At 59.4% G+C, this 19,920-nt stretch carries 16 protein-coding genes and 1 pseudogene; 12 read left to right on the top strand and 5 right to left on the bottom strand.

Annotation, left to right across the window (positions count from 1 at the left end):
- Window positions 1–21 precede the first annotated feature (21 nt).
- Window positions 22–783, top strand: coding sequence for a TenA family transcriptional regulator (locus F8N21_RS00390; protein ID WP_412071616.1), 762 nt, complete (start codon window positions 22–24; stop codon window positions 781–783).
- A 174-nt stretch (window positions 784–957) separates the two neighbouring features.
- Here the strand turns inward: F8N21_RS00390 and F8N21_RS00385 are convergent, their stop codons facing one another.
- The 5 genes from F8N21_RS00385 to F8N21_RS00365 all read right to left on the bottom strand — a co-directional run bounded on the left by F8N21_RS00385 (window position 958) and on the right by F8N21_RS00365 (window position 5,881).
- On the bottom strand, window positions 958–1,884 hold the full coding sequence (locus F8N21_RS00385) for a GGDEF domain-containing protein (RefSeq protein ID WP_150640211.1): 927 nt from the start codon (window positions 1,882–1,884) through the stop codon (window positions 958–960).
- 327 nt (window positions 1,885–2,211) lie between these two features.
- Window positions 2,212–2,952, bottom strand: a complete 741-nt coding sequence (locus F8N21_RS00380) for a YciK family oxidoreductase (protein WP_150640210.1) — start codon at window positions 2,950–2,952, stop codon at window positions 2,212–2,214.
- A 160-nt stretch (window positions 2,953–3,112) separates the two neighbouring features.
- A complete protein-coding gene (gene mupP, locus F8N21_RS00375) occupies window positions 3,113–3,781 on the bottom strand; it encodes an N-acetylmuramic acid 6-phosphate phosphatase MupP (RefSeq protein WP_150640209.1) in 669 nt (222 codons plus the stop codon).
- A 4-nt stretch (window positions 3,782–3,785) separates the two neighbouring features.
- Window positions 3,786–4,484 carry a bifunctional 2-polyprenyl-6-hydroxyphenol methylase/3-demethylubiquinol 3-O-methyltransferase UbiG gene (ubiG, locus tag F8N21_RS00370; protein WP_150640208.1) on the bottom strand — a complete coding sequence of 233 codons (699 nt, stop codon included), beginning with the start codon at window positions 4,482–4,484 and terminating at the stop codon, window positions 3,786–3,788.
- A gap of 65 nt (window positions 4,485–4,549) precedes the next feature.
- A complete protein-coding gene (locus F8N21_RS00365) occupies window positions 4,550–5,881 on the bottom strand; it encodes a TRZ/ATZ family hydrolase (RefSeq protein ID WP_150640207.1) in 1,332 nt (443 codons plus the stop codon).
- 108 nt (window positions 5,882–5,989) lie between these two features.
- Between F8N21_RS00365 and mtnA the strand changes: the two genes are divergently transcribed.
- From mtnA to F8N21_RS00310, 11 genes and pseudogenes are all read left to right on the top strand, one after another.
- Window positions 5,990–7,066: an S-methyl-5-thioribose-1-phosphate isomerase gene (mtnA, locus tag F8N21_RS00360; protein WP_150640206.1), complete on the top strand. Its 1,077-nt coding sequence runs from the start codon at window positions 5,990–5,992 to the stop codon at window positions 7,064–7,066.
- A gap of 468 nt (window positions 7,067–7,534) precedes the next feature.
- Complete coding sequence (gene gyrA, locus F8N21_RS00355; protein ID WP_150640205.1) at window positions 7,535–10,201, top strand: DNA gyrase subunit A; 2,667 nt, start codon at window positions 7,535–7,537, stop codon at window positions 10,199–10,201.
- A 241-nt stretch (window positions 10,202–10,442) separates the two neighbouring features.
- The gene (gene serC / locus F8N21_RS00350) at window positions 10,443–11,528 is read left to right on the top strand and encodes a 3-phosphoserine/phosphohydroxythreonine transaminase (protein ID WP_150640204.1); all 1,086 of its coding nucleotides are present in this window, start codon (window positions 10,443–10,445) and stop codon (window positions 11,526–11,528) included.
- Window positions 11,528–12,622: a prephenate dehydratase gene (pheA, locus tag F8N21_RS00345; RefSeq protein ID WP_150640203.1), complete on the top strand. Its 1,095-nt coding sequence runs from the start codon at window positions 11,528–11,530 to the stop codon at window positions 12,620–12,622. The genes serC and pheA overlap by 1 nt, the downstream gene beginning before the upstream one ends.
- Window positions 12,623–12,632: 10 nt before the next feature.
- Entirely contained in the window at window positions 12,633–13,745 is a 1,113-nt protein-coding gene (gene hisC / locus F8N21_RS00340) for a histidinol-phosphate transaminase (RefSeq protein WP_150640202.1), read from the top strand.
- A 28-nt stretch (window positions 13,746–13,773) separates the two neighbouring features.
- Window positions 13,774–15,981: a bifunctional prephenate dehydrogenase/3-phosphoshikimate 1-carboxyvinyltransferase gene (locus F8N21_RS00335; RefSeq protein ID WP_263597289.1), complete on the top strand. Its 2,208-nt coding sequence runs from the start codon at window positions 13,774–13,776 to the stop codon at window positions 15,979–15,981.
- On the top strand, window positions 15,981–16,667 hold the full coding sequence (gene cmk, locus F8N21_RS00330) for a (d)CMP kinase (protein ID WP_191624143.1): 687 nt from the start codon (window positions 15,981–15,983) through the stop codon (window positions 16,665–16,667). The genes F8N21_RS00335 and cmk overlap by 1 nt, the downstream gene beginning before the upstream one ends.
- Window positions 16,668–16,790: 123 nt before the next feature.
- Window positions 16,791–18,485, top strand: coding sequence for a 30S ribosomal protein S1 (gene rpsA / locus F8N21_RS00325; protein WP_150640199.1), 1,695 nt, complete (start codon window positions 16,791–16,793; stop codon window positions 18,483–18,485).
- A 362-nt stretch (window positions 18,486–18,847) separates the two neighbouring features.
- Window positions 18,848–19,129, top strand: a pseudogene (locus F8N21_RS30705) (hypothetical protein).
- Window positions 19,130–19,320: 191 nt separating this feature from the next.
- Window positions 19,321–19,617 carry an integration host factor subunit beta gene (gene ihfB / locus F8N21_RS00315; RefSeq protein ID WP_150640198.1) on the top strand — a complete coding sequence of 99 codons (297 nt, stop codon included), beginning with the start codon at window positions 19,321–19,323 and terminating at the stop codon, window positions 19,615–19,617.
- Window positions 19,618–19,641: 24 nt separating this feature from the next.
- Window positions 19,642–19,881, top strand: a complete 240-nt coding sequence (locus F8N21_RS00310; protein ID WP_150640197.1) for a lipopolysaccharide assembly protein LapA domain-containing protein — start codon at window positions 19,642–19,644, stop codon at window positions 19,879–19,881.
- The last annotated feature ends 39 nt before the right edge of the window (window positions 19,882–19,920 follow it).

The following is a 19,920-nucleotide window of genomic DNA, read 5'->3' as shown; positions in this document are numbered from 1 at the left end:
TTCAACAGAACCGGCCCGCTTATGGAAGCCGCAAGTTACCCCGCCTGGGCACAGAAACTGATCCAGGATTGCAGCGAAAGCAAACGCCGGGTGGTGGAGCACGAACTGTATCAACGCATGCGTGATAACAAGCTTGGCGCAAAAACCATACGTCAGTACCTGATCGGTGGCTGGCCAGTTGTTGAACAGTTCGCCTTGTACATGGCGCAAAACCTGACCAAAACCCGCTTTGCCCGTCACCCCGGCGAAGACATGGCGCGCCGCTGGCTGATGCGTAACATTCGGGTAGAACTCAATCACGCCGATTACTGGGTGCACTGGAGCCGTGCGCACGGCATCAGCCTGGAAGAATTACAGGGGCAAAAAGTTCCCGCGGAGCTCCATGCCCTGAGCCATTGGTGCTGGCATACCAGTTCGGCGGATTCGCTGATCGTGGCGATTGCCGCGACCAACTATGCCATCGAGGGCGCGACCGGCGAGTGGTCGGCACTGGTCTGCTCCAGTGGCATCTACGCGGCTGCGTTTGCGGAGGAAGACCGCAAACGGGCGATGAAATGGCTGAAAATGCATGCCCAGTATGATGATGCCCATCCCTGGGAAGCGCTGGAAATCATCTGCACGCTGGCGGGTACGAACCCAAGCCAGGCGCTGCAGACCGAGTTGCGGCAGGCAGTCTGCAAGAGTTACGACTATATGTTCCTGTTCCTGGACCGGTGCATACAGATGGAGCACTCGGAAAAGGCCTCGGTAACCCGTGGGCACATGGTAATGGCCGAGAGCTGACAATCCCCCCGTAGGAGCTGCCGCAGGCTGCGATCTTTTGATCTTGGCGATGGTGGTGTCCGCCGAAAAGATCGCAGGCTTCGCCAGCTCCTACGCCGACCGCATGCACCTGCAATGTCGTGGGTGTCCGCCATTCTCCTGTAGGAGCTGCCGCAGGCTGCGATCTTTTGATCTTCAGCCCGCCATCGCCAGTTGATTGCGACCTTGGCGTTTTGCCACGTACAACGCGCTGTCAGCTCGGCGCAACAGGCTTTCGGCTGACTCTGCGGGTAATAGCGTGGAGCAGCCGAGGCTAACCGTCAGTTCGATAAACGCGTCATCCACCCAATAATCCTGAGCCTGTGCCGCATGGCGCAGGCGTTCGCCCACCAGCGCTGCAGGTTCTCGACCGGTGTTGGAGAGCAGGATCAGAAACTCCTCACCGCCGAATCGAAACACCATGTCGACATTGCGCAACTGGCCCTTGATCGAGGCGGCTACAGCCTTGAGCACCTGGTCGCCGGCGGGGTGGCCGTGGCTGTCGTTGATTTTCTTGAAGTGGTCGATATCCAGCATCAACAGCGATAGCGGCTGCAGATGTCGGCGAGACAGGTCTATTTCCCGCTGCAGCGTCTGATCCATGGCGATGCGGTTGCCGGTGTCCGTCAACGGGTCGCGCAGCGCACTTTGAGTCGCTGCCCGGTACAGCAAGGCATTGCGTACCGGGTAGAGCAGGGCGCAGAGCAGACCTTCCAGGTTGCCTCGCTCCTGTTCGCTAAAGCGTTGATTACGCCGAAACAGCAGTTCGCCCAGGTGTTCGCCTTCGTGGCTGAGGTTGTAGCTCACGCAGTGGTGACCACCCTGGCCGAACTCCAGGCGCAAGTCGCTGGCCTGGTGCTGGTAGTTCAAGGCATCCAGTGGCACAAGGCGCTTAATTTCGCGGAAAAACAATCCGAGAATGCGCTGTGGCTCAAGACTGGTTTGCAGTTGCAGGCTGAGTTGCTGGCGCAGTTGCGCAAGGCTGACGGGACGCTGCAGGAGAGGAGACGGCTGACCAAAGCCCAGGCGTTGCAATTTGGTGCTATCGAAGTCAATTGCGTTGGTCTGGCTAGGTGAATTCATATGATGTGAGCCCCTAAGCACGTAATGCTGTCTTACAGGCTGGGTGAGAGCGGCTTCGGGCTGTGCAGTCCCGTAGGACAGGTGACTAGAATCTAGTCTGCTTTACCTACCGGAATAAGCCCGGTTCAGGCGAGTCCCGTTTCGCTAACACTTTGCGTGTCTGAGCAGTGTTAGAGCGAAAGTCGTGCCATTCGGTTCAGTTAAATCAAAAACCTTTGAATTCAAGGTGTTGAAAAACAAAGCTGCCCAGATTTATGGGTGCTTCGGCATTTTTGACAGAAAGGCTGCTCGCGACGGTATTCCGTCGCGGCGCTGGAGAGGGAGGTGTTACTGTGCGTCGAAAGCCTGGCCGTTGATGCCGGTGCTGTCCGGGCCCATCAGATACAGATAAACCGGCATGATTTCTTCAGGGGCTGGATTGTTGTCCGGATTTTCTCCCGGGTATGCCTGCGCGCGCATGCTGGTGCGGGTGGCGCCAGGGTTGATGCTGTTGGCACGCACCGGAGCGACGGCGTCCAGTTCATCGGCCAGGGTTTGCATCAGGCCTTCGGTGGCAAACTTCGACACCCCGTAAGCGCCCCAGTAGGCGCGGCCTTTGCGTCCGACACTGCTTGAAGTGAACACCACCGAGGCATCCTGCGACAGCTTGAGCAGCGGTAGCAGGGTGCTGGTCAGCATGAACATGGCGTTGACGTTGACTTGCATCACTCGCATGAAGTTCTCGCCGGACAGCTGCTCGATGGGGGTGCGCGGACCAATGATCGAAGCGTTGTGCAGCAAACCATCAAGGTGCCCGAATTCGTTTTCGACCATCGCCGCCAATTCGTCGTACTGATGGGGCAGCGCGGTTTCCAGGTTGAACGGAATGACCACCGGCTGTGGGTGGCCGGCCGCTTCGATTTCATCGTAGACCTGGGTCAGATTGGCTTCGGTCTTGCCCAGCAGCAGCACGGTGGCGCCATGGGCGGCAAAGGTCTTGGCGGCAGCGGCACCAATGCCGCGGCCGGCGCCGGTCACCAGGATGACCCGGTCTTTGAGCAATTCAGGGCGAGCGGAGTAATCAAACATAAAAAACCTCAACAAAAATCAGAAACAGGCACAGTGCCAAGGCGATCACGAAAAGATCGCAGCCTTCGGCAGCTCCTACAGGGGTACGCGCGATCGGTGTAGGAGCTGGCGTAGCCTGCGATCTTTTGCTGTCAGCGCGGAGCCTGAGCGTTCGAAATAATCAACAACCACACGCACCATCCAGCACCTTGCGCAACTCCAGCGGATGATCGACCACCACATCCGCACCCCAATGCCTCGGGTTGTCGTCCGGATGAATATAGCCATAGGTCACGGCAGCGGTTCGGGTCCCGGCATCGCGGCCCGATTCGATATCGCGCAGGTCGTCGCCGACGAACAACACACTGGCCGGATCCAGGTCGAGCATCTTGCAGGCGAGGATCAGCGGCTCGGGATCAGGCTTGCTGTTCTTCACATGATCCGGGCAAATCAGCAAGGCCGAGCGCTCGGCCAACCCCAGTTGTTGCATGATCGGTTCGGCGAAACGCAACGGCTTGTTGGTCACGACGCCCCAGATCAGCTTGGCCTTTTCGATGTCGGCCAGCAGTTCGGCCATGCCGTCGAACAGTTTGCTATGGACGGCGCAGTCTTTCAGGTAGCGCTCCAGAAACTCCAGGCGCAGGTCCTCGAAGCCCGGTGATTCCGGGTCCATCGAGAAGGTCACTGCCACCATGGCCCGGGCGCCACCGGAGATCTCGTCGCGGATGTGCTTGTCGGAAATCGGCGCCAGGCCGCGATCGGCCCGCATGCTCTGGCAGATGGCGATAAAGTCCGGTGCGGTGTCGAGCAGAGTGCCATCCATGTCAAAAAGAACCGCTCTGATGCGCATGGGCTTATTCCTCTCGCAGGGTCTGGATCATGTAGTTGACGTCAACGTCCGACGCCAGCTTGTAGTGCTTGGTCAGCGGGTTGTAGGTCAAGCCGATGATGTCCTTGACCGACAGCCCGGCCGAGCGGCTCCAGGCGCCGAGCTCGGAAGGACGGATGAATTTCTTGAAGTCATGGGTGCCGCGTGGCAGCAGTTTCATGATGTATTCGGCGCCGACGATGGCGAACAAAAACGCCTTCGGATTGCGGTTGATGGTGGAGAAGAACACCTGGCCGCCGGGCTTGACCATGCGGAAGCAGGCGCGGATCACCGAAGACGGGTCCGGTACGTGCTCGAGCATTTCCAGGCAGGTGATCACGTCGAATTGCTCGGGCATTTCCTCGGCCAGGCCTTCGGCGGTGATCTGCCGATAGTCGACGCTGACGCCGGACTCCAGTTGATGCAACTGGGCCACCGCCAACGGCGCTTCACCCATGTCGATGCCCATGACGGTCGCGCCGCGTTGAGCCATGGCTTCGCTGAGGATGCCGCCGCCGCAACCGACGTCGAGGACCTTCTTGCCGGCCAGTTTTACTCGCTCGTCAATCCAGTTGACCCGCAGCGGGTTGATGTCGTGCAGCGGTTTGAATTCGCTTTCACGATCCCACCAGCGATGGGCGAGGGCTTCGAATTTGGCGATTTCAGCGTGGTCGACGTTGCTCATGGGGTCATCCTCTAAAGCTGATAAATGCTGTGGTCAGCCTTGAGCCGCGGCTCAAGGTTTTCTGTCTATTGGCAGTGGCCGCTGATGCGTTCGCCCCAGACTGTCGCCGTGGCGCAGAGCTGTTGTTCGTCCAGGCGGGTCAGGCGCCGGTCGTCGAGCAATTGCTTGCCGGCGACCCATAGGTGCTTCACGCAATCCCGGCCGGTGGCATAGATAAGCTGCGAGACCGGGTCGTAAACCGGCTGTTGCGCCAGACCGGAGAGATCGAAGGCCACCAGGTCGGCGGCCTTGCCGACTTCCAGTGAGCCAATTTCGGCGTCCAGCCCCAGCGCCCGGGCGCCATTGAGCGTGGCCATGCGCAAGGCGCGATGGGCATCCAGGGCCGTTGCCGAGCCGGCAACGGCCTTGGCCAGCAGGGCGGCAGTGCGGGTTTCGCCAAGCAGGTCGAGGTCATTGTTGCTGGCCGCGCCGTCGGTGCCGACCGCCACATTGACCCCGGCCTGCCACAAACGCTCGACCGGGCAGAAGCCGCTGGCCAGTTTCAGGTTCGATTCCGGGCAATGAATCACGCTGCTGTTACTTTCTACCAGTAAAGTCAGGTCTTCATCGCTGATTTGCGTCATGTGCACGGCCTGGAAACGCGGCCCGAGCAAGCCCAGGCGCCCCAGGCGGGCCAGTGGCCGCTCGCCGCGCTGCTCGACGGATTGCTGCACTTCAAAGGCGGTTTCATGAACGTGCATATGAATCGAGACGTCCAGTTCCTCGGCGATCACCCGGATTTTCTCGAGGTTCTCGTCGCCAACGGTGTAAGGGGCATGGGGGCCGAAGGCGATCTTGATGCGCGGATGGTGCTTGAGATCGCTGAACAACGCGACGCCCTGGCGGATGGCCTCATCGGCATCGCTGGCACCGGGAATCGGGAAATCGAGGACCGGAATGGCAATTTGCGCGCGAATACCGCTGTTATGCACCCGTTCGCTGGCAACTTTCGGGAAGAAATACATGTCGGAGAAACAGGTGATACCGCCTTTCAGCTGCTCGGCGATGGCCAGATCGGTGCCGTCGCGGACAAAATCCTCATCGACCCACTTGGCTTCGGCCGGCCAGATGTGCTGTTCCAGCCAGGTCATCAGTGGCAAGTCATCGGCCAGACCGCGGAACAGGGTCATCGCCGCATGCCCGTGCGCATTGATCAGGCCAGGGCTGAGCAGCATGCCCGGCAGTTCGCGGACCTCGCCGGCCTCGAGTTTCAAGGCTGCGGCACGTGGGCCGATAAATGCAATACGCCCGTCACGGATGCCCAGGCCATGCTCTTTGAGAACCACGCCGGCGGGTTCGACTGGCACCAACCAGGTCGGCAGCAATAATAAGTCGAGCGGGGCGGCGGTGTTCGGCATCTCGGGCAGTTTCCGGTGCTGTTATAAAGGATGGCGAAGTATACCCGAGCGTCTTCGCGGGGGGATCGCTATAATCGGCGGCTTTTGTTAGTGAGTATGGGGTGAGGCATGCGCGATCGACTGTTGGCTGCGGAGAAGGTGAAGGCCATCGATTGGCGGGACGGCGCCCTTTACCTGCTTGATCAGCGCATTCTGCCGTTTGAGGAAAGCTGGATCGCTTACACCACCGCCGCCGGTGTGGCCGAGGCCATTCGCTCGATGGTGGTGCGCGGCGCCCCGGCCATTGGCATCAGCGCGGCTTATGCGGTGGTACTGGCGGCGCGCATCCGTTATGCCGCCGGTGGTGACTGGCAGGCCGCCCTGGAAGAGGACTTTGCCTTGCTCGCGGATTCGCGCCCGACGGCGGTCAATCTATTCTGGGCGCTGAATCGCATGCGCGAGCGTCTTGAGCGCCTGAAAGGGCACGCTCATCCGTTGGCGGTGCTTGAGGCCGAGGCCATGGCGATTCATGAAAGCGATCGCGAAGCCAATCTGACCATGGCGCAGTTGGGTGTGGATCTGATCCGCAAGCATCAGGGCAATGCCCAGGCGATCCTGACCCATTGCAATACCGGTGCCCTGGCTACCGGCGGCTTCGGTACAGCGCTGGGGGTGATTCGTGGCGCTTGGCTGGAAGGTATGGTCGAGCGCGTCTACGCCGACGAAACCCGGCCCTGGCTGCAAGGTTCACGGCTGACCGCCTGGGAGCTTGCCAACGAAGGCATCCCCGTCACCCTGAACGCCGACTCGGCGGCTGCGCATATCATGAAAACCAAGGGTGTCACCTGGGTGATCGTTGGCGCTGACCGGATCACCGCCAATGGCGATGTGGCGAACAAGATCGGCACCTACCAGCTGGCGGTATGCGCCATGCACCACGGCGTGCGCTTCATGGTGGTGGCGCCGAGTTCGACCATCGACATGAGCCTGGCCAGCGGCGATGACATCCCTATCGAAGAGCGTGCCGGCAGTGAACTGCTGGAAGTCGGCGGCAAGCGGGTCGGGGCCGATGTCGATGCGTTCAACCCGGTGTTCGACGTCACCCCGGCGGACCTGATCGACGCAATCATTACCGAGAAAGGCATAGTCGAGCGACCGGATACCGCGAAAATGGCGCAGTTGATGTGTCGCAAGCGGTTACATTGAGGCGTGCTGCGGGGCCACATGTTCCGGCAATATCGCGGGTGTAACGGGGCGGCGTAGGAGCTGCCGCAGGCTGCGATCTTTTGATCTTCTTGGCGAATCGGCGGTGATCCTGAAAAGATCGCAGCCTTCGGCAGCTCCTACGGTCGGTGTTTGCAGCACCGGATCATCGGTAAACGATCCAGAATCTTCATTCAACTCGGCTCTAAGCCTCTCTCGTCCCCTATCAGCCTGTCACCGGTCAACTAACTATGCTCCATGCGCGTCTGGGGGATAGGTGCGTGGCGGCGATTGTGATAACATCCGGCGGTTTCCAGGGTTGCCCGATGTGGCTGCCTTTACTGCGCAGATCCAGGCATAACTCGTTGATTTGTCGTAAGTCGATGCACGGCACCGAGCCTGCAGCGACGAGCTTCGTTCGTCCCATATGGATGTGACGAGGTTTCACCAGAAAAAGGAATCAGGCTTCTCATGGGCGAACTGGCCAAAGAAATCATCCCGGTCAATATCGAAGACGAGATGAGGCAGTCCTACCTCGATTACGCAATGAGCGTAATTGTCGGGCGGGCACTGCCTGATGCGCGCGATGGCTTGAAGCCCGTGCACCGGCGCGTACTGTTCGCGATGAGCGAGCTGAGTAACGACTGGAACAAGCCGTACAAGAAATCCGCCCGTGTTGTCGGTGACGTGATCGGTAAGTATCACCCCCACGGTGATACGGCGGTCTACGACACCATCGTTCGTATGGCCCAGCCTTTTTCCCTGCGCTACCTGCTGGTAGACGGCCAGGGCAACTTCGGTTCGGTCGACGGCGACAACGCCGCGGCCATGCGATACACCGAAGTGCGCATGAGCAAGCTGGCGCACGAGCTGCTGGCCGACCTGCACAAAGAAACCGTGGACTGGGTGCCGAACTACGACGGCACCGAAATGATCCCGGCGGTCATGCCGACCAGGATCCCCAACCTGCTGGTCAACGGCTCCAGCGGTATTGCCGTGGGCATGGCGACCAACATTCCGCCGCACAACCTCGGTGAAGTCATCGACGGTTGCCTGGCACTCATCGAAAACCCCGAGCTGACCATCGATGAGCTGATGCAATTCATCCCCGGTCCGGACTTCCCGACGGCCGCGATCATCAACGGTCGCGCCGGCATCATCGAAGCCTATCGCACCGGTCGCGGGCGCATTTACATGCGTGCCCGCTCGATGATTGAAGACATCGACAAGGTCGGTGGTCGTCAGCAGATCGTCATTACCGAACTGCCTTACCAGCTGAACAAGGCGCGGCTGATCGAGAAAATCGCCGAGCTGGTCAAAGAGAAGAAGCTCGAAGGCATCACCGAACTGCGCGACGAGTCTGACAAAGACGGTATGCGCGTGGTGATCGAGCTGCGTCGTGGCGAAGTGCCTGAGGTGATCCTCAACAACCTCTACGCCCAGACCCAGCTGCAAGCGGTGTTCGGCATCAACATCGTGGCGCTGATTGACGGCCGTCCGCGGATCCTTAACCTCAAGGACCTGCTGGAAGCCTTCGTGCGTCACCGTCGCGAAGTCGTGACCCGGCGTACCGTGTTCGAACTGCGTAAAGCCCGCGAACGTGGGCATATCCTCGAAGGTCAGGCCGTTGCCCTGTCGAACATCGACCCGGTCATCGCCCTGATCAAGGCCTCGCCAACGCCGTCGGAAGCCAAGGAAGCGCTGATCAGCACGCCTTGGGAGTCCAGCGCGGTAGTGTCGATGGTCGAACGTGCCGGCGCCGATTCCTGCCGTCCGGACAACCTCGACCCGCAATACGGTCTGCGCGAAGGCAAGTACTTCCTCTCGCCAGAACAGGCGCAAGCCATTCTGGAGCTGCGTCTGCACCGTCTGACCGGCCTGGAACACGAAAAGCTGCTGGCCGAATACCAGGAAATCCTCAACCAGATCGGTGAGCTGATCCGCATCCTCAACAGCGCAGTGCGCTTGATGGAAGTGATCCGCGAGGAACTGGAAGTCATTCGTGCCGAATACGGCGATGTGCGTCGTACCGAGATTCTCGATGCCCGTCTCGACCTGACCCTGGGTGACATGATCCCGGAAGAAGAGCGCGTCGTGACCATCTCCCACAGTGGCTATGCCAAGACCCAGCCATTGGCTGCGTACCAGGCCCAGCGTCGTGGCGGTAAAGGCAAATCGGCTACCGGCGTCAAGGATGAGGACTATATCGCTCACCTGCTGGTCGCCAACAGCCACACCACGCTGTTGCTGTTCTCCAGCAAGGGCAAGGTCTACTGGCTGAAAACCTACGAAATTCCGGAAGCGTCCCGCGCTGCCCGTGGTCGGCCATTGGTCAACCTGCTGCCGCTGGGTGAGGGTGAATACATCACCACCATGCTGCCGGTCGACGAGTACACCGAAGGTCACTTCATCTTCATGGCCACCGCTGACGGTACCGTGAAGAAGACCCCGCTGGAGCAATTCAGCCGTCAACGCAGCGTCGGTCTGATCGCGCTGGAGCTGGACGAAGGCGACGTGCTGATTTCCGCGGCCATTACCGATGGCGAGCGCGAAGTCATGCTGTTCTCCGACGGCGGCAAGGTCACCCGCTTCAAAGAGTCCGACGTTCGCGCCATGGGCCGTACCGCTCGCGGTGTGCGTGGCATGCGCCTGCCGGAAGGGCAGAAGCTGATTTCCATGCTGATCCCGGAAGAAGGCAGCCAGATCCTCACCGCTTCGGCGCGTGGTTATGGCAAACGCACGGCAATCACCGAGTTCCCAGAGTACAAACGTGGCGGTCAGGGCGTTATCGCCATGGTCAGCAACGATCGCAACGGCCGTCTGGTCGGCGCGGTCCAGGTGCTCGACGGCGAGGAAATCATGCTGATTTCCGACCAGGGCACACTGGTTCGTACCCGCGTCGACGAAGTGTCCAGCCTCGGCCGCAACACTCAGGGCGTGACCCTGATCAAACTGGCCAGCGACGAAACACTGGTCGGCCTGGAGCGGGTTCAGGAGCCATCCGAAGTTGAAGGCGAAGAGCTGGAAGGCGAGGAAGGCGAAGAAGGCGCCGAGTTCGAAGCTGGTGTAGTCATCGATGATGTTGTTGAAGATCAGCAACTCGATGCCGCTGCTGACGACGCCGAACCGCAGGAGTAAACGGACACGCAAGGGGGGCGGATGAAAATTCTCCCCCTTGTTGTTTGTCCTCCACGAACTGTGGAATTGTTTTTAATGTAGGGCCGTAGGAGCTGTCGAGCGAAGCGAGGCTGCGATCTCTTGATCTTGCTTTCGCTATGTGGGGTCCGCACGAAAAGATCGCAGCCTCGCTTCGCTCGACAGCTCCTACAGGTCAAATAGATTTATTGCGTGATCCCACCAAATCAGAGCGAGATTGGATGTGAGCAAGAGAGCCTATAACTTCTGTGCCGGTCCCGCGGCGCTTCCTGAATCTGTCCTGCAGCGCGCGCAGGGTGAACTTCTCGATTGGCATGGCAAGGGTCTGTCGGTCATGGAAATGAGCCATCGCAGTGATGAGTTCGTGTCCATTGCGACCAAGGCCGAGCAGGATCTGCGTGATCTGCTGGATATCCCCTCGAACTACAAAGTGCTGTTTCTGCAAGGCGGCGCCAGCCAGCAATTTGCCCAGATTCCGCTGAACCTGTTGCCGGAAACCGGCAAGGCCGACTATATCGACACCGGTATCTGGTCGCAGAAAGCCATTGAAGAAGCTTCGCGCTTCGGCACCGTCAATGTCGCGGCCACGGCCAAGCCTTACGACTATTACGCGATTCCCGGCCAGAACGAATGGAAGCTGTCGCAAGACGCGGCCTACGTGCACTACGCGCCGAACGAAACCATCGGCGGCCTGGAATTCCAGTGGATCCCGGAAACCGGCGATGTGCCGCTGGTCGCCGACATGTCTTCGGACATCCTGTCGCGCCCTGTGGATATCTCGCGCTTCGGCATGATTTACGCCGGCGCCCAGAAAAACATCGGTCCGAGCGGTCTCGTCGTCACTATCATTCGTGAAGACCTGCTGGGTCGCGCCCGTTCAATCTGCCCGACCATGCTCGACTACAAGGTCGCGGCCGACAACGGCTCCATGTACAACACTCCGCCAACACTGGCCTGGTACCTGTCCGGGCTGGTGTTCGAGTGGCTGAAAGAGCAAGGTGGTGTAGAAGCCATCGGCAAGCTCAATGACGTCAAACAGCGCACGCTGTATGGCTTCATCGACGCCAGCGGCCTGTACAGCAACCCGATCAACACGTCCGACCGCTCGTGGATGAACGTGCCGTTCCGTCTGGCTGACGATCGCCTGGACAAGCCGTTCCTGGCGGGCGCCGAGGCGCGCGGCCTGTTGAACCTCAAGGGTCACCGTTCGGTAGGTGGCATGCGTGCCTCTATCTACAACGCCGTAGACATCGTCGCGGTCAACGCGCTGGTGGCCTACATGGCAGAGTTCGAGAAGGAACACGGTTAATGTCCGAGCAAGAACTCAAGGCACTGCGCCTGCGTATTGATAGCCTGGACGAAAAGGTCCTCGAACTGATCAGTGAGCGCGCGCGCTGCGCCCAGGAAGTCGCACGAGTCAAGATGGCTTCATTGGCCGAAGGCGAAGTGCCGGTGTTCTATCGTCCTGAGCGTGAAGCCCAGGTGCTCAAGCGCGTCATGGAACGCAACCAGGGGCCGTTGGGCAACGAAGAGATGGCGCGGTTGTTCCGTGAAATCATGTCTTCCTGCCTGGCCTTGGAGCAGCCGCTGAAAGTGGCTTACCTCGGCCCGGAAGGCACCTTCACCCAGGCCGCGGCCCTGAAACACTTCGGGCATGCGGTGATCAGCAAGCCAATGGCAGCGATCGATGAAGTGTTCCGCGAAGTGGCGGCCGGTGCGGTGAACTTTGGCGTGGTCCCGGTGGAAAACTCCACCGAGGGCGCGGTCAACCACACCCTGGACAGCTTTCTCGAGCACGACATGGTGATCTGCGGCGAAGTCGAGCTGCGGATCCACCATCACCTGCTGGTCGGTGAAAACACCAAGACCGACAGCATCAGCCGCATCTATTCCCACGCCCAGTCGCTGGCCCAGTGCCGCAAGTGGCTGGACGCCCATTACCCGAATGTCGAGCGCGTGGCGGTGTCCAGCAACGCCGAAGCGGCCAAGCGGGTCAAGGGTGAGTGGAGCTCGGCGGCGATTGCCGGCGACATGGCGGCCGAGCTTTACGGCTTGACCCGTCTGGCCGAGAAAATCGAGGACCGTCCGGACAACTCCACGCGGTTCTTGATGATAGGCAGCCAGGAAGTGCCGCCGACCGGCGACGACAAGACCTCGATCATCGTCTCCATGAGCAACAAGCCAGGCGCGCTTCACGAGCTGTTGGTGCCGTTCCACGACAATGGCATCGACCTGACGCGGATCGAAACCCGGCCTTCGCGCAGCGGCAAATGGACCTATGTGTTCTTCATCGACTTCGTCGGCCATCACCGCGACCCGCTGGTCAAGGGTGTGCTGGAGAAGATCAGTCAGGAAGCAGTGGCACTCAAGGTGCTGGGTTCCTACCCGAAAGCGGTTCTCTGAGGCTTAGACAATGAGTGGCGATTTCCTCGCTCTGGCACAGCCAGGCGTACAAAAACTCTCGCCTTACGTTCCGGGAAAACCCGTGGACGAACTGGCACGCGAGCTGGACCTGGATCCGGCCAAAATCGTCAAACTGGCGAGCAACGAAAACCCGCTGGGTGCCAGTCCTAAAGTGCTGGTGGCGATTCGTGAAGCGCTGGGCGAACTGACCCGTTATCCGGATGGCAATGGTTTTACCCTCAAGAGCCTGCTGGCCGAGCAATGCCGCGTGCAGCTCGACCAGGTGACCCTGGGTAACGGCTCCAACGACATTCTCGAACTGGTCGCCCGTGCTTATCTGGCGCCGGAGCTGAATGCGGTGTTCAGCGAACATGCGTTCGCGGTCTATCCGATCGTCACCCAGGCCGTGGGTGCCGAGGCACGAGTCATTCCAGCCAAAGACTGGGGGCACGATCTGCCGGCGATGCTCGAGGCCATCGACAGCAATACCCGGGTGGTATTCATCGCCAATCCGAACAACCCGACCGGGACCTGGTTCGGTGCCGAGGCGTTGGATGAATTCCTCCAGGATGTGCCTGAGCATGTGCTGGTGGTACTCGATGAGGCCTATATCGAGTATGCCGAGGGCAGCGATCTGCCGGATGGCCTGGACTTCCTCGCGGCTTACCCGAACCTGCTGGTTTCGCGGACCTTCTCCAAGGCCTACGGCCTGGCCGCATTGCGAGTTGGCTATGGCTTATCCACAGCCGTCGTCGCCGATGTCCTGAACCGTGTGCGGCAGCCGTTCAACGTCAACAGCCTGGCCCTGGCCGCGGCCTGTGCCGCGCTGCAGGACGCCGAGTATCTGGCCGAAAGCCGGCGCTTGAACGAGTCCGGCATGCAGCAGCTGGAAGCGGGCTTTCGCGAGTTGGGTCTGAGCTGGATCCCCTCCAAAGGCAACTTCATTGCAGTCGATCTGGGCCGTGTTGCCGCACCGGTGTATCAGGGATTGCTGCGTGAGGGCGTGATCGTGCGTCCGGTGGCCAACTACGGCATGCCGAATCACCTGCGCGTGACCATTGGCCTACCGGCGGAAAACAGCCGCTTCCTCGAGGCATTGGCCAAGGTTCTGGCTCGTGGTTGATGTCATTGCAACGCAACCTGCTGTGCCTATGATCGGTCGCCTGGTGGTGGTCGGTCTGGGGTTGATCGGCGGCTCCTTCGCCAAAGGCTTGCGCGAAAGCGGCCTGTGCCGCGAAGTGGTGGGCGTCGATCTTGACCCGCAATCGCGCAAGCTGGCGGTTGAACTGGGCGTGGTCGATCGTTGCGAAGAAGACCTGGCTCTTGCTTGCCAGGGGGCTGACGTGATCCAGCTGGCCGTGCCGATCCTGGCCTTGGAGAAAATCCTCGCGCGCTTGGCTGGCATGGATCTGGGGCAGGCGATTCTGACCGATGTCGGCAGCGCCAAAGGCAATGTAGTGCGTGCGGCAACCGAGGCGTTTGGCGGGATGCCGGCGCGCTTCGTGCCGGGGCATCCGATTGCCGGTTCCGAGCAGAGCGGGGTGGAAGCCTCGAATGCCGAGCTGTTCCGTCGGCATAAAGTGATTCTGACTCCGCTGGATCAGACCGATCCGGCCGCTCTGGCAGTGGTCGACCGGTTGTGGCGCGAATTGGGCGCCGATGTCGAGCACATGCAGGTCGAACGTCACGACGAAGTGCTGGCGGCGACCAGCCATTTGCCGCACTTGCTGGCGTTCGGTTTGGTCGATTCATTGGCCAAGCGCAATGAAAATCTTGAGATCTTCCGTTACGCTGCGGGCGGTTTCCGCGATTTCACAAGAATCGCCGGTAGCGACCCGGTCATGTGGCACGACATCTTCCTCGCCAATCGCGAAGCTGTCCTGCGCACACTCGATACATTTCGCAGCGACCTCGACGCCTTGCGCGACGCGGTCGATGCAGGGGATGGGCACCAATTATTGGGCGTGTTCACTCGCGCCCGGGTTGCCCGCGAGCATTTCAGTAAAATCCTGGCCCGCCGGGCCTATGTGGACGCTATGAATTCCAACGACCTGATTTTCCTGGCACAACCTGGTGGCCGCCTGACTGGGCGGATTCGTGTACCGGGCGATAAATCGATTTCCCACCGTTCGATCATGCTTGGCTCCCTCGCTGAAGGCGTCACCGAAGTGGAAGGGTTCCTCGAGGGCGAAGACGCCCTGGCGACCCTGCAAGCCTTCCGCGACATGGGCGTAGTGATCGAAGGTCCGCACCACGGTCGCGTGACCATTCACGGCGTCGGCCTGCACGGCCTGAAACCGGCTCCGGGCCCGATCTATCTGGGCAACTCCGGGACCTCGATGCGTCTGCTGTCTGGCCTTTTGGCTGCGCAGAACTTCGACAGCACCCTGACCGGCGACGCTTCGCTGTCCAAGCGCCCAATGAACCGCGTGGCCAATCCGCTGCGGGAAATGGGCGCGGTCATCGAAACGGCCGCAGAGGGTCGTCCGCCGATGACCATCCGCGGTGGCAACACGCTCAAAGGCCTGACCTACAGCATGCCGATGGCCAGCGCCCAGGTTAAATCCTGCCTGCTGTTGGCCGGCCTGTACGCCGAAGGCAAAACCACCGTGACCGAGCCGGCACCGACCCGCGACCATACCGAGCGTATGTTGCGTGGTTTCGGCTATCCGGTCAGCGTGGAAGGCGCGACCGCTTCGGTCGAGTCCGGACACAAGCTGACGGCGACCCACATCGAAGTCCCGGGGGATATTTCCTCCTCGGCGTTCTTCCTTGTCGCGGCGTCGATCGCCGAAGGCTCCGAGCTGGTGCTCGAGCATGTCGGCATCAACCCGACCCGTACCGGTGTCATCGATATCCTGCGGTTGATGGGGGCTGATATCACCCTGGAAAACCAGCGTGAAGTCGGCGGCGAGCCAGTGGCCGACCTGCGTGTGCGGGCGGCTAAACTCAAGGGTATCGAGATCCCGGAAGAGCTGGTTCCATTGGCCATCGACGAATTCCCGGTGCTGTTCGTGGCTGCCGCCTGTGCCGAAGGGCGCACGGTGCTGCGTGGCGCCGAAGAGCTGCGAGTCAAGGAGTCGGATCGAATCCAGGTGATGGCTGATGGCTTGCTGGCGCTGGGCGTCAAATGCGAACCGACCCCGGATGGCATCATCATCGACGGCGGCCAGATCGGCGGCGGTGAAGTGCATGGTCACGGCGATCACCGGATTGCCATGGCCTTCAGCGTCGCTTCGCTGCGCGCCAATGCGCCAATCCGCATCCATGACTGCGCCAACGTCGCGACTTCCTTTCCCAACTTCCTCGCGCTGTGCGCGCAGGTGGGTATCCGCGTTGCGCAAGAGGCCCAGTCGTGATGATCAAGGCACCTGTCATTACCATCGATGGGCCGAGCGGTTCAGGCAAAGGCACCATCGCCGGTATCCTGGCCAAGCGCCTGGGCTGGTGCTTGCTGGATTCCGGTGCGTTGTACCGCTTGCTGGCCTTTGCTGCGCGTAATCATGGGGTCGACCTGACCAATGAAGAATCGCTGAAATTGCTCGCGGCTCATCTCGACGTGCAGTTCGTCGCGGCGACCGACGGTCATCCGCAGCGGATCATCCTCGAAGGCGACGACGTCACCGACGACCTGCGCAACGAACAAGTCGGCGCCTGGGCTTCCCAGGTCGCCGCGCTGCCGGCGGTGCGCGATGCTTTGCTGCAGCGTCAGCGGGCGTTTCAGGAACATCCGGGGCTGGTGGCTGATGGCCGGGACATGGGCACGGTGGTGTTCCCCGATGCGCCACTGAAGATCTTTTTGACCGCCAGTGCCGAGGAGCGTGCTCGTCGTCGTTACTTGCAGTTGAAGGCCATGGGCGATGATGTTAGTCTGTCGAGTCTGCTAGATGAGATACGTGCACGCGATGAGCGTGACACCCAGCGAGCGGTAGCCCCGCTCAAGCCGGCGGCTGACGCCATACAGCTGGATTCCACGGAATTGTCCATCGAGCAGGTGTTGCAACGCATCATGAGCGAGATCGCCCTTCGCGATATCGCCGGGTGACCAAGAAATTCCGCAGGGGACTCCAGGCATAGTCCTGCGGCTTTTCTTTTATATGAACGTAACCCACATCGTCTGGGATGTGGCAGATGGGCGTATTCTTCGCCCTTATCAACAGGAATTAAAATGAGCGAAAGCTTTGCAGAACTCTTTGAAGAAAGCCTAAAAACCCTGAACCTTCAGGCAGGCTCCATCATCACCGCAGTCATCGTTGACATCGATTACCAGGCTGGTTGGGTAACCGTTCACGCTGGTTTGAAGTCTGAAGGCCTCATTCCGCTGGAACAGTTCCACAACGACGCTGGTGAACTGAACATCAACATCGGTGATGAAGTTCACGTTGCGCTGGACGCGGTCGAAGACGGCTTTGGCGAAACCAAGCTGTCCCGTGAAAAAGCCAAGCGCGCTGAATGCTGGATTGTTCTGGAAGCAGCCTTCGCAGCCGAAGAAGTGGTCAAGGGCGTTATCAACGGTAAGGTTAAAGGCGGCTTCACTGTCGACGTTAACGGCATCCGTGCGTTCCTGCCAGGTTCTCTGGTTGACGTCCGTCCAGTGCGCGACACCACGCACCTGGAAGGCAAAGAGCTCGAGTTCAAGGTCATCAAGCTCGACCAGAAACGCAACAACGTTGTCGTTTCCCGTCGCAGCGTCCTCGAAGCCGAGAACTCCGCCGAGCGTGAAGCTCTGCTGGAATCCTTGCAGGAAGGTCAGCAAGTCAAAGGTATCGTCAAAAACCTCACCGATTACGGCGCATTCGTCGATCTGGGTGGCGTCGATGGCCTGCTGCACATTACCGACATGGCTTGGAAGCGTATCAAGCATCCTTCCGAAATCGTCAACGTTGGCGACGAGATCGATGTCAAGGTTCTGAAGTACGATCGCGAACGCAATCGTGTTTCCCTGGGCTTGAAACAGCTGGGCGAAGATCCATGGGTCGCTATCAAGGCTCGTTACCCGGAAAGCACTCGCGTCACCGCGCGTGTAACCAACCTGACCGACTACGGCTGCTTCGCTGAGCTGGAAGAAGGCGTGGAAGGCCTGGTACACGTTTCCGAAATGGACTGGACCAACAAGAACATCCACCCTTCGAAAGTCGTACAAGTCGGCGACGAAGTGGAAGTCATGGTTCTGGACATCGACGAAGAGCGTCGTCGTATCTCCCTCGGCATCAAACAGTGCAAATCCAACCCATGGGAAGATTTCTCTGGCCAGTTCAACAAGGGCGATAAAATCTCCGGCACCATCAAGTCGATCACCGATTTCGGTATCTTCATTGGTCTGGACGGCGGCATCGACGGCCTGGTTCACCTGTCCGACATCTCCTGGAACGAAGTGGGCGAAGAAGCCGTTCGCCGCTTCAAGAAAGGCGACGAACTGGACACCGTTATCCTGTCGGTTGACCCAGAGCGCGAGCGCATCTCCCTGGGCATCAAGCAACTGGAAAGCGATCCGTTCTCCGAGTACGTTCAAGAGAACGATAAAGGCGCAATCGTTAAGGGTATCGTGAAAGAAGTTGACGCCAAAGGCGCCATCATCACCCTCGCTACCGATATCGAAGCTACTCTGAAAGCCTCCGAAATCAGCCGTGACCGCATCGAAGATGCACGTAACGTTCTGAAAGAAGGCGAAGAAGTTGAAGCCAAGATCATCAGCGTTGACCGCAAGAGCCGCGTAATCCAGCTCTCGATCAAGTCGAAAGACGTTGAAGACGAGAAAGAAGCTATCCAGAGCCTGCGCGACAAGCCAGCCTCGGATAACATCGCTGCTGGTCCTACCACTCTGGGCGACCTGTTGCGTGCACAAATGGAAAAACAGAACTAAGTTCTGTCCGACCATAAAAAAAGGGCGACTTCGGTCGCCCTTTTTTGTGCCCGCGATTTGACCCCCCCACTATCAGATGTACACAAACCCCCGTAGGAGCTGCCGCAGGCTGCGATCTTTTGATCTTTGCGAGGGTGGTGCCTGCAGAAAAAATCACAGGCTGCGCCAACTCGTCGACCGGATACCCAAAAATTAGAGAGGCACGCAACCCCGTAGCTGTCGCAGGATCGGGTCGCATTCGAACGATCTTTTTGAAGCCCCTGTATCGTTCTTTTGACGGATCAATCGTATATTCAAGGTTAGGCTAGGCTTTGACGTGAAATGAACGACCGCAGGGTAGGCCTTCCTGCATAAGGAATTGGATGAACAAGTTCATTTTCATAATGGCAGTACTGGTTCTGACAGGCTGTGCAACAAACACCAAAACTCACGTGGTACGTGGAGTCAGCGGCACAGAGATCGACTGTTCAGGCCTCGGCTCGGGCTGGGAAAAGTGCTACAAACGCGCGGATCGCGAATGCAAAGCGCAAGGTTACTAAGTTGTCACCAAGTCCAGCGATGCCAAAGAAGAAGAGGGGGATTCCCTGTTTGGCTGGAATCCGGCCGGCTACCTCTCACGCAACATGCTGGTTATCTGCCGATGAACGGCAAAAAATTCGTACTGCCTGAATACAGCCCTCAAACTTTATGCTTCAACAAATGTCGCGCCTCTCGGCCTGCGCGCGCTATCTCAAGCACCATGCAGATAAGTCAATACACGGGCTGTTCAAAATCCTCCGAGCATGCTAAAACCTTTGGAGCGCTGATCTAGCTGCTTGAAAAAGAAGGGAAAAATATGACGAAGTCGGAGTTGATCGAACGAATTGTCACCCATCAAGGGCTGCTCTCATCCAAGGATGTGGAGCTGGCCATCAAGACCATGCTCGAGCAAATGTCCCAGTGCCTGGCTACCGGCGATCGCATCGAGATCCGTGGCTTTGGCAGCTTCTCTTTGCACTACCGCGCACCGCGCGTGGGCCGCAACCCTAAGACTGGTCAGTCCGTCAGTCTGGATGGGAAATTCGTTCCTCATTTCAAGCCGGGTAAAGAGCTTCGGGATCGGGTGAATGAAGACGAGGAGGAGGAGATTTGATAGCGCCAGACCAAGGAGCAATCCATGCGTAATCTAAAGCGCGTACTCCTCGTGGTAGCTGTTCTCTTGCTGGTACTGGCGATACTGGCTTTTGTGCTGGAGAACCAGCAATCGGTATCCTTGCTGTTCCTGGGCCTGGCCGGGCCTCAGTTGCCGGTATCAGTTGTGGTCGTCGTTGCATTGCTGACAGGCATGCTGATCGGGCCCTTGCTCGGCTGGTTGGTCAGTCGTACCGCAAGAGCGCGACGCAAACGTCTCGTCTGATTCCCGAAAGCGCAGGGGGCACATCAGATTTTCATGCGT

The sequence above is a fragment of the Pseudomonas fluorescens genome (genome assembly GCF_902497895.1).
Classification (GTDB): domain Bacteria; phylum Pseudomonadota; class Gammaproteobacteria; order Pseudomonadales; family Pseudomonadaceae; genus Aquipseudomonas; species Aquipseudomonas fluorescens_BP.
Note: the sequence above shows the minus strand (reverse complement) of the source record. Positions and strands in the feature narration are given on the sequence as shown.